Origin of the sequence: Actinokineospora spheciospongiae (assembly GCF_000564855.1) — a bacterium.
In the GTDB taxonomy this organism is placed as follows: Bacteria; Actinomycetota; Actinomycetes; order Mycobacteriales; family Pseudonocardiaceae; genus Actinokineospora; species Actinokineospora spheciospongiae.
This window is the reverse complement of the sequence record NZ_AYXG01000256.1, coordinates 1-9,107: the sequence shown is the minus strand read 5'-3', so window position 1 is coordinate 9,107 and position 9,107 is coordinate 1. Positions and strand designations below refer to the sequence as shown.

Annotated in this window: 7 protein-coding genes; 4 read left to right on the top strand and 3 right to left on the bottom strand. The window is 73.4% G+C overall.

Annotation, left to right across the window (positions count from 1 at the left end; translation table 11 throughout):
* Nucleotides 1–190 precede the first annotated feature (190 nt).
* From UO65_RS32430 to UO65_RS32420, 3 genes are read right to left on the bottom strand one after another with little or no spacing between them, the layout of a single operon-like run.
* Nucleotides 191–2,182 carry a vWA domain-containing protein gene (locus UO65_RS32430; protein WP_052022103.1) on the bottom strand — a complete coding sequence of 664 codons (1,992 nt, stop codon included), beginning with the start codon at nt 2,180–2,182 and terminating at the stop codon, nt 191–193.
* Nucleotides 2,179–3,591: an ATP-binding protein gene (locus tag UO65_RS32425; RefSeq protein ID WP_035290669.1), complete on the bottom strand. Its 1,413-nt coding sequence runs from the start codon at nt 3,589–3,591 to the stop codon at nt 2,179–2,181. The genes UO65_RS32430 and UO65_RS32425 overlap by 4 nt, the downstream gene beginning before the upstream one ends.
* A gap of 60 nt (nt 3,592–3,651) precedes the next feature.
* Nucleotides 3,652–4,914: a low temperature requirement protein A gene (locus UO65_RS32420; RefSeq protein ID WP_052022102.1), complete on the bottom strand. Its 1,263-nt coding sequence runs from the start codon at nt 4,912–4,914 to the stop codon at nt 3,652–3,654.
* Nucleotides 4,915–4,985: 71 nt separating this feature from the next.
* On the opposite strand from UO65_RS32420, the gene UO65_RS32415 reads away from it, so the two are divergent.
* The 4 genes from UO65_RS32415 to UO65_RS32400 all read left to right on the top strand — a co-directional run bounded on the left by UO65_RS32415 (nt 4,986) and on the right by UO65_RS32400 (nt 8,915).
* The gene (locus UO65_RS32415; protein ID WP_035290667.1) at nt 4,986–5,474 is read left to right on the top strand and encodes a YcxB family protein; all 489 of its coding nucleotides are present in this window, start codon (nt 4,986–4,988) and stop codon (nt 5,472–5,474) included.
* Between the two features lie 46 nt (nt 5,475–5,520).
* Complete coding sequence (locus UO65_RS32410; protein WP_035290665.1) at nt 5,521–6,321, top strand: hypothetical protein; 801 nt, start codon at nt 5,521–5,523, stop codon at nt 6,319–6,321.
* Between the two features lie 177 nt (nt 6,322–6,498).
* Nucleotides 6,499–8,340, top strand: a complete 1,842-nt coding sequence (locus UO65_RS32405) for a vWA domain-containing protein (RefSeq protein WP_052022101.1) — start codon at nt 6,499–6,501, stop codon at nt 8,338–8,340.
* A gap of 11 nt (nt 8,341–8,351) precedes the next feature.
* Nucleotides 8,352–8,915 carry a hypothetical protein gene (locus tag UO65_RS32400; RefSeq protein ID WP_035290663.1) on the top strand — a complete coding sequence of 188 codons (564 nt, stop codon included), beginning with the start codon at nt 8,352–8,354 and terminating at the stop codon, nt 8,913–8,915.
* Nucleotides 8,916–9,107 lie beyond the last annotated feature (192 nt).

Genomic DNA, 9,107 nt, shown 5'->3' with positions numbered 1-9,107 from the left:
TGATCGCCATAGGGGCCCCGGCCAAACACATCCACCCACCCGGGCACCACCCACAAACAACCGGGTTCTGAAACCAGAGCCACGGCAGAGCACACCCACCCAGCCGGGCACACCCACCAAACCCCGCGCTTCGCAAAGCGGACACGGCGAAACACACCCGACCACCCAGCGCGAAGACCGGCTTCCCAGGTCAGCGCCTGCCTGAACGGCGGGTGCGCAGGTAGTCGCCGACCACGGCGGAGCCGAGGCCGTCGATGTCGGGGTTGACCACCCGCCCGCCGCCGCGCCGGGCGACGATGTCGACGAACTCCGCCAACCTCGGGTCCTCGCCGAGCATGAACACGGTGACCGAGGCGCCCAGCTTGGCCAGGGCGTCGACCTCGGCGAGCGTCTTGCGCAGGGTGCGCGGGGTGGGCGGGTAGTGGAACTCGGCTTCCCCGTCCGGTTCGAGGTGGGCGGTGGGTTCGCCGTCGGTGACCACGAGCACGACCGGTTTGGCGCCGGGGTGCCTGCGCAGGTGCCTGCCCGCCAGCAGCAGCGCGTGGTGCAGGTTGGTGCCCTGCTCCCACACGCCCTCCAGCGCGGTCAGCTCGCCGATGTCGACGGTCGCGGCCTGCCTGCCGAAGGTGATCAGTTGCAGTTCGTCGGAGCGGAACCGGGTGCTGATGAGCTGGTGCAGGGCCAGCGCGGTCCGCTTCATCGGCAGCCAGCGGTCGTCCTGGACCATCGACCAGGAGGTGTCGACGCACAGCGCGACCGCCGCCCTGGCCCGCTGCTCGGTCTCCACGACCTCCACGTCGGCCACCTCGATGCCGATGCGCGCCTCGCCCGCCGAGGCCGAGCGCAGCACCGCGTTGCGCAGCGTGCGGGAGACGTCCCAGGCCTCGGTGGAGCCGAACTCCCACGGGCGGGTGGCGCCGGTGGGTTCCCCGGCGGCGCCCGCGTTGGCGGTGTCGCGTTCGCCCTTGCGCGAGCGCATCGCGCTGAGCACGTCCGACAGCGCGGTCTCGCCGAGGCGCCGCAGCGCCTTGGGCGACAGTTGCAGCGACCCGTCCGCGGCCCGTTCGAGCAGCCCGGCCCGGCGCATCTCGCGTTCCAGTTCCGAGAGCCTGCGGGCGTCCACCCCGGCCTCGTCGCCGAGCTGGCGCTGCAACGCCTCCAGGTCGATGTCCTCCAGGCGGGCGCCGGGGTAGGACTGGGAGAGCTGTTCGGCGAGCGCGTCGAGTTCGGCGAGGTCCTGCATGGCCTGGGCGCCCTCGCCCATGCCCAGCGGGTTGTTCCCGCGCATCCTGGCCGAGCCGGTCCAGTCCTCCCCCGGCCGCAGCGCGCGCAGGTTCGCGTCCAGTGTGGACACCTGCTCGGCCAGCCGGGGGTCGCCGAACGCGTTGCCCATCAGCTCCGCGAGTTCCGCGCGCTGTTCGGCGCTCATCGAATTCATCATCCGCTGCGCCGCGGCGGACCGGGCCGCGAGCGCGTCGATGAGTTCTTCGACCGTGCGCGGGTTCTCCGGGAAGAACTCGCCGTGCTCGCGCATGAACGCCTGGAACCGCTCGTCGGTGTCGTCGCCGCGCAGGTGGGCCAGCAGCAGGTCGTTGAGGTCGGCCATCATCCGGCGGATGCGCTCGACGTCCTCGGGCGACATCTGCTCCAGGGCCTGCTTCATGCCCTGGAACCGCGACTCCATCAGGTCCTGGCCGAGCTTGTCGCGGATCTGCTCGTAGGCCGCCCGCGCCTCGTCGGACTGCCAGTCGTAGTTGGCCAGCTCGTTGACCGCGGCGGCGGTACCCGTGGGCAGCGCGTCGAGCTGCGCCTCCCGGAAGCGGGCGTCGTCGGACGGGTCGGGGAACAGCGCCCGCTTCTCCGCGGTCAGCGCGCGGTCGAGCAGTTCGCGGACCTCGGTGAGCGTGCCGTCGAGGTTGTTCCTGCGCTGGATGCGCGAGCGCTGCTCCCACAGCCGCCGGGTCAGGTCGTCGAGGCCCTGGGTGCCGTCGGTGCCCCGGCGCAGCAGCTCCTCCAGCGCCGAGCGCGGCGAGGAGCCGTTCATCACGTCGCGGCCGAGCTGCTCGAGCGCGTCGCGCAGGTCGACCGGCGGCGCGAGCGGGTCGGGGCCGTCGTGCCAGGGGCCGTAGTTCCAGCGGTCGGAGCTCGGGTACTCAGGGCGGCCCGCGGGGTCGGCCGTCACGGTCCGTACACCGCCGCCCCGCCCGCGCCCTCGGAGTCCTTGGCCAGCTTGCGCCCGAGGTAGAGGTATTCCAGCGCCAGCTCCACCGCCATGGCGATCCGCCCCGGCGGGTCGGTCGGCTCGACGCCCAAGCGGGCCGCGACCTCGTGCAGCACCGGCAGCTCCGGCAGCGCCGAAAGCACCTCGCTGCCCGGCACCCGCTCGCCGGTGGCCACCAGGTTGCCGTCGACCACGGCGTCCACCAGCGGGCGCAGGTCCAGCCCGGCGAAGCGGTCGCGGGCGGTCTCCGACACCGCGCGGCGCAGCAGGTGGGTCAGGTGCTCCTGCTCGCGGCCCTCCTCGCCGGATTCGAACTCCAGCTTGCCGCGCAGCACCGCGGGCACCGCCTCCAGGTCGATCGGCCGGGCCACCGCCGGGTCCTCGCCGATCAGCGCGGAGCGGCGCAGCGCGGCGGCGGCGACGGTCTCGGCGGCGGCCACGGCGAACCGGGCGGACACCCCGGAGCGCTGGTCGACCGCGGAGGAGTCGCGCAGGTTGCGCACGAACCGGGCCAGCGCCTCCAGCAGCGGCTCACCCACCTCGGCGACCAGGTCGGCCTCCTGCCGGATGACCTCCACCTCGGCGGCGACCGTGGTCGGGTAGTGGGTGCGCACCTCGGCGCCGAAGCGGTCCTTGAGCGGGGTGATGATCCGGCCGCGGTTGGTGTAGTCCTCGGGGTTCGCGGTGGCGACCACCAGCACGTCCAGCGGCAGCCGCAGGGTGTAGCCGCGGACCTGGATGTCGCGCTCCTCCATCACGTTGAGCAGCGCCACCTGGATGCGCTCGGCCAGGTCGGGCAGCTCGTTGATGGTCACCACGCCGCGGTGGGCGCGCGGCACCAGTCCGAAGTGGATGGTCTCGGGGTCGCCCAGGGTGCGGCCCTCGGCGACCTTGACCGGGTCGACGTCGCCGACCAGGTCGCCGACGGAGGTGTCCGGGGTGGCCAGCTTCTCGGTGTAGCGCTCGGAGCGGTGCCGCCAGGCCACCGGCAGGTCGTCGCCCAGCTCGGCGGCGAGTCGGATGGAACGCGGGGTGATCGGCTCCAGCGGGTGTTCGCCCAGCTCGGACCCCTCGATCACCGGGGTCCACTCGTCCAGCAGCCCGGCCAGGGTGCGGGCCAGGCGGGTCTTGCCCTGGCCGCGCTCGCCGAGCAGCACCACGTCGTGCCCGGCCAGCAGCGCCCGCTCCAACTGGGGCAGCACGGTCTTGTCGAAGCCGAGGATGCCCGGCCACGGGTCGCGGCCCGCGCGCAGCGCGGCCAGCAGGTTCTCGCGGATCTCGGTCTTCACGCCCTTGGGCGCGTGCCCCTGCTCGCGCAGCTCTCCGGCGGTGCGGGGGAGGGCGGCGGGGGGCGTGTTCGCAACGGTCACCCCCGAAACGCTACGCACGTTCGGCCGTCCGGTCGACGTGGAGCGCGCTCCAGGTTTCGATCAGCCCTGGTGGGCGTGCCCGTGCCCGGTGTGCGGCGCGTGCCGGACCTCCGCGCGCACGGCCCGGTAGTGCACCCACTCGAAGGCGATCAGGGCCACCAGCACCGCGGTCAGGACCACCAGTGCGACCAGCACCGGGACCAGCCCCATCAGCGGGGTCAGGCCCACCAGCAGGGCCGCGGCGACCAGGCGGTGCGGCTTGACCATGCGGTTGCACCGCCAGGAGACGGCCGCCTGGGCCAGCAGGTACAGCGCGGTGCCGCCGAACAGCGCCCACAGCGGGGCGCCGTGCAGGTGGTCGGCGGGGCTGTGGCCGTCGGCGCCGCCGAGGTAGCCCAGCGCCTTCTTCAACCCGAGGGCGAGCATGACCACGCCGACCACGATCGGCAGGTGCAGGTAGGTGAAGGCGGCGCGGGCCATCCGGGCGCGCTCGTGGCCGCTGACCGCGGCCAGCGCCCGCTCGGCGACCATCACGTGGGTGTCGAAGTAGGCCCACCACAGGCAGGCCGCGGTGGTCAGCCCCAGCACCGCGCCGCCGATGATCGGCCAGGAGATGGGCAGGTGGTTGACCCCGACGCCGATGGCCACGATCGACTCGCCCAGGGCGATGATGACGATCAGCCCGTGCCGCTCGACGAAGTGCGACGCGGAGTTGAGCCGCCAGCCGCGGGCACCGATGACCAGCGTGCCGCCGTAGTCGGCGACCACGGCGGCCAGCCAGAGCAGGAGCTGGGCGGTGCCGCTGGTCTGCGCGGCGACGAGCAGCAGCACGGTCCCGGCGACCATGGTGGGGGCGAAGCGGACGAGCTGGGCGCGCAGCCCGGCGTCGCCGTCGGCCACGATCCAGAACAGCACCAGATGCACCACGCGCACCAGCAGGTAGCAGAACGCGAAGACCACCGGCCCGTCCAGGCCGCCCGGGATGTCGTCGAAGGACTCCGGGATGGCGATGGCGATGGCGAACATGGCCGCCATCGCGCCCAGCATCGCCGTGCGGGCCAGCCCCTCGTCGGCCTTGACCTGGTTCGACAGCCACGAGTAGCAGACCCAGCACCACCAGATCACGGCCATGATCAGCCCACCGCGCAGCAGCGCGCCGCCGCCGGGCTGCCCGTGGTCGCCGGTGTCCTCCGCCATCAGCGCGGTGACCTGGGTCAGGGCGAAGACGAAGACGAGGTCGAAGAACAGTTCCAGGGTCGTCGCGGTGGAGCTCTCGCGCACGCGCTCCAGCTTCGACCGCTTCCCGGTGCGCGGCTCGCTCATGGCGGCATCGTGGCACGTCCGCTCCCGGGGCGACGACTCCCACCGGGTTTCGGCCCGATAGCTTCCCGGGCATGGTGGTGCGTCTGCGGCTGCGCTGGGAACCGGTGCCTGCCGACTGGTCCGACGGGGTGCGGGCGGTGGTGCCGTTCGTCAGGTGGGTGCCGTGGTTCGCCGCCGCGCTCGGGGTGTTCTCGGTGGTGCTGCTGGTGCTGGGCCAGGTCCCGCCGGGGGTGTTCGGGGTGGTGTGCGCGGCGGTCATCGCGGTGCTGCCGGGGGTGGCGGCCGCGGTGGCGTTCCGCCGCGACCCGATCGCGGGCCGGGTCATCACCGCCGACGTCGACGACCGGTCGCTGCGGATGATGACCCTCGACGGCTCCGCCTACAGCGAGGTCGACCTCGCCGAGCTGGCCGACTGGGCGGAGACCGGGCGCAGCTTCGTGCTCAGCACCGGTGGTGGCGCGTTCCACGCGGTGCCCGGGCGCGCGTTCGCGAGCACCGGGGACATCGACGCGTTCCGCGGGCTGCTCGTCGCCGCCCTGGGGCCGAGGGAGCGGAGCTGACCCGCGCCTCCCGGTCTCCCCGGGCCGTCGCGTACCCTCGGTCCCCGTGTCAACTCCGAGTGCGACATTCGCGGTGTGGGTTTCGGCTTGGTTGAACGGATGCGCCGCAGCCGACGACGTCCTGGACGCCCTCGGGCACTGGGCCGAGCAGCACGACGTGGTGGCCGTCGGCCAGGAGACCGCCGAGTCGCTGGACGTGCCGACGCGCGGGCAGGCGGGCGGCCAGGTGGCCGCCCTGCTCGCGGCGGTGCGCCGCGCGGGCGTCACCGGCGGGCGCCTGGTGCTGCCGGTCCCCGGCGACGTGCGCGGCCTGGGCGGTCGCAGCGAGTTCGCGGGCACCGCCCTGCACGCCGGTGAGGCCGTCGTCCTGCACGGCGCCCCGCTGGGCTTGGTCCCCGAGGCCGCCGCCGACGGCGTCCTGCGCTGGACCGCCTTCGACATCGGCGACGCCCCCGCCACCGAACACCTCCCCCTGGGCGAGGCCGAGCACGAGCTGACCGGCGCCATGCGCGTCGCGGCGGGCGTGCTCACCGGCCTGGGCGTGGCCAAGCACCGCGCGGGCGTCCGCGACGAGATCACCGCCCGGGTGGCCCACCGCTCCGCCGCCCCGTGGCCGGAGGGCACCCCGCCGCGCGCGCTGCGGGTGCTGCAACGGGCCAACGAGGTCTCGGCGATCCTGGACCTGGCGGGCGAGGACGCCCCGGGCGGCGCCCTGTCGTCCTCCTCGGCCCGCCGCCGCGCCGAGGCCCTGCGCCCGCTGTCGGACGCGGTGCGCCTGGCCCGCCTGGCAGCGGTCGACGAGGCCGTGCGCGTCTTCTCCGACCGGCAGAGCAGCGACTCCGTCTGAGCCGCGGTCCGGGGCACCGCCCCACCCGTGCTCGACCGGCGGCCACCGCTCCCCCTCTTCGGCATGAGGGAGAAGCCGGAACCGGTCCGAAGCGGCCGATTCCCCACCGCCCCGCACCCGCGGCTGCCACAATGATCGATACCGACCATCGTGGTGTGCTCGGGTGAGGAGTGTGGAATGGCGCAGCCGACCCAGGCAGGTCCGCGCAAGGCCCTGCTGGCGATCTCGATGGTCCTCGGCCTGCTGGTGCTCGTCGTCGCGGTGGTGACCGTGCGCGAGTTGGCCGAGCCGCCGAAGCCGCAGGGCGCGTGCGTGCCGCTGGAGGTCAGCGTCTCCACCGAGAAGGACGAGATCCTCGCCGAGATGGCCGACCGCTACAACGCCGCGGGCCGCCTCTTCGCCGACGACCGGTGCGCCGCGGTGACCACCCACGGCCTGACCTCCGGCACCTCCGCGGCGGCGCTGGCGCAGGGCTGGGACGCCGCGGGCACCGGGGCGCCCGCGCCGCAGGTGTGGCTGCCGAGCACGTCGCTGTGGGAGCGCAAGATCAGCAGTGGTGGGAAGCCGAGCGTGGCGCTCAAGCCGGACTCCCCGTCGCTGATGTCGAGCCCGGTGGTGCTGGCCATGCCGAAGCCGATGGCGGACGTGCTGCTGGCGCAGTACCCGCGGCCGGGGTGGAACGACCTCATCCAGTTCTCGAAGAAGCCGTGGAAGGACTACGGGCACCCCGAGTGGGGCCAGTTCGTGCTGGGCCGGGACAACCCGCTGCTGTCCTCCTCGGGGCTGGGCGCGTCACTGGCGACCTACCACGCCGCGGCGCTGGCGGTCACCGGCAAGGAGTTGACCGAGCAGTCGGTGGAGGACCCGGCGGTCGAGGCGGTCGTGCACGGGGTGGAGAGCTCGGTCGGCAGCTACGGCGACGACGCGGCGCTGTACGCGGAGAAGCTGTTCGAGGAGGACCAGAAGAAGGAGCCGGTCCCCTACATCAGCGCCATCGTGCTCCAGGAGCAACTGGTGCACCTCTACAACGTGGGCGTGCCGAACGCGGACCCGGCCCGGTTGGCCCAGGTGGCCGACCCGGACGCCGAGGACCGGCCCGCGCCGCCGAACCGGCCGCTGACCACGATCTACCCGAAGGACGGCACGGTGGTGTTCGACCACCCGTTCATCGTGCTGGCGGGCACCTCCGGGCTCCAGCGGGCCGCGGCGGAGGACTTCCGGGCGTTCCTCGGCGAACCCGACCAGCTCGCCCGGTTCGCCGGGGCGGGCTTCCGGCTCCCGGTCGACGCCGACGGCAACCCGGCGCCGCCGACCGAGCAGTTGCGGCGGTCCCTGGGGGTGCCCGGCGACCAGGCGCTGACCCGGATCGGGACGCCGTCGCCGACCCTGCTGGACAAGATCGTCAACGGCTGGCAGAAGACGCGGCGCACCGCGCGGGTCCTGGTGGTGCTGGACGTGTCCGGGTCGATGAACGACCTGGCGGTGCCGGACCGGCCCGGGTCCCCGGAGGGGAAGCTGACCAAGCTGGAGCTGCTCAAACCGGCGGTCACCAAGGCGCTGGACCTGCTCGGGGACAACGACCAGGTGGGCCTGTGGACGTTCTCCACCGGGTACCGCGAGGTGCTGCCGATGTCGCGGGTGGGTGACGTCCGACCGCAACTGGGTCAGGCGATCGCCGGACTGACCGCGGTGGGCAACACCGACCTGTACAACACGGTCAACGCCGCGCAGGCCCAGATGGCGCAGAGCATCAACCCCGCCTCCATCAACGCGATCGTGCTGCTGTCCGACGGAGCCAACTACCCGGCGAACCCACAGGCACGGGCGGACATGCTGGGCCGGGTCAACGCCGAGCTGAACGAGACCTCGGTGCGGATCTACACCATCCCCTACGGCGTCGACGCCGACCGCGCCACCATGGTCGACATCGCCGACGCCACCCGGGCGGTGTCCTACGACGCGCAGCAGCAGCCGCTGGAGATCGACAAGGTGTTCGCCAGCGCGTTCAGCAACCTGTAGAGGAGCAGCCGGTGATCGCCAGCAGGCACACCCCCGCCCTGGTCGGCGCGGGGGTGCTCGGGGTCGCCGGACTGGTCGCGACCGCGCTGGTGCTGCCGCCGGGGCTGGCGGTGGCGGCGGTGGTCGCACTGTCGATCGGGGTCGGGGTGCTCTGCGGCGGGGTGGCACTGGGGTTCTGGTGGGTGCTCGACACCGCGGCGGCACCGGAGCCCGGCGTCCACGTGGAGGGAGCACCGGTACTGCTGCTGCGCCGCGTGTGCGCGGCGGCGGCGGAGGTACGGGTGCACGCGGTGCGCCGGCCCGAGGTCGGGGACCTGGTGGGGTTGTCATCAGAGGTGGTGGAAGAGGTGTTCTCCGTGGCCAGGGCGGCCCGGGTCGAGACCGGCAGGCGGTTCGACGAGGACGTGGACCGTCTGGAACGGGCGGCGCGCGTGGTGGAGGACGTGGTGCGCTTCCTCGACAGCACACCGGTCACCGTGGTCCCCGCGCGCACCGAGCTGACCACCCTGCTGACCCGACTCCGCGAGCGGCCGGGGCACCCCGACCCCGACCTCGAAAAGTCCACTGTGGACTGATTCCTGCCCCTCGAAGCCACCCAGCCATCCGAACCCCACCGGCGCAGCAACAACCAGCCGGCCACCCCGAAAACCGCCGGCCCGGCGACCGAATGCCCGGGTGGGTGGATGTCCTCAACGCAGGCCGACCACCCCGACAACCGCCGGCCCGGCCACAAAATGCCCGGGTGGGTGGATGTGTTTGGCCGGGGG

Excerpts from the sequence above, each read along its gene's own strand:
- UO65_RS32420 (WP_052022102.1), bottom strand. The coding sequence starts at position 4,914 with ATGAGCGAGCCGCGCACCGGGAAGCGGTCGAAGCTGGAGCGCGTGCGC.
- UO65_RS32415 (WP_035290667.1), top strand. The coding sequence starts at position 4,986 with ATGGTGGTGCGTCTGCGGCTGCGCTGGGAACCGGTGCCTGCCGACTGG.
- UO65_RS32405 (WP_052022101.1), top strand. The coding sequence starts at position 6,499 with ATGGCGCAGCCGACCCAGGCAGGTCCGCGCAAGGCCCTGCTGGCGATC.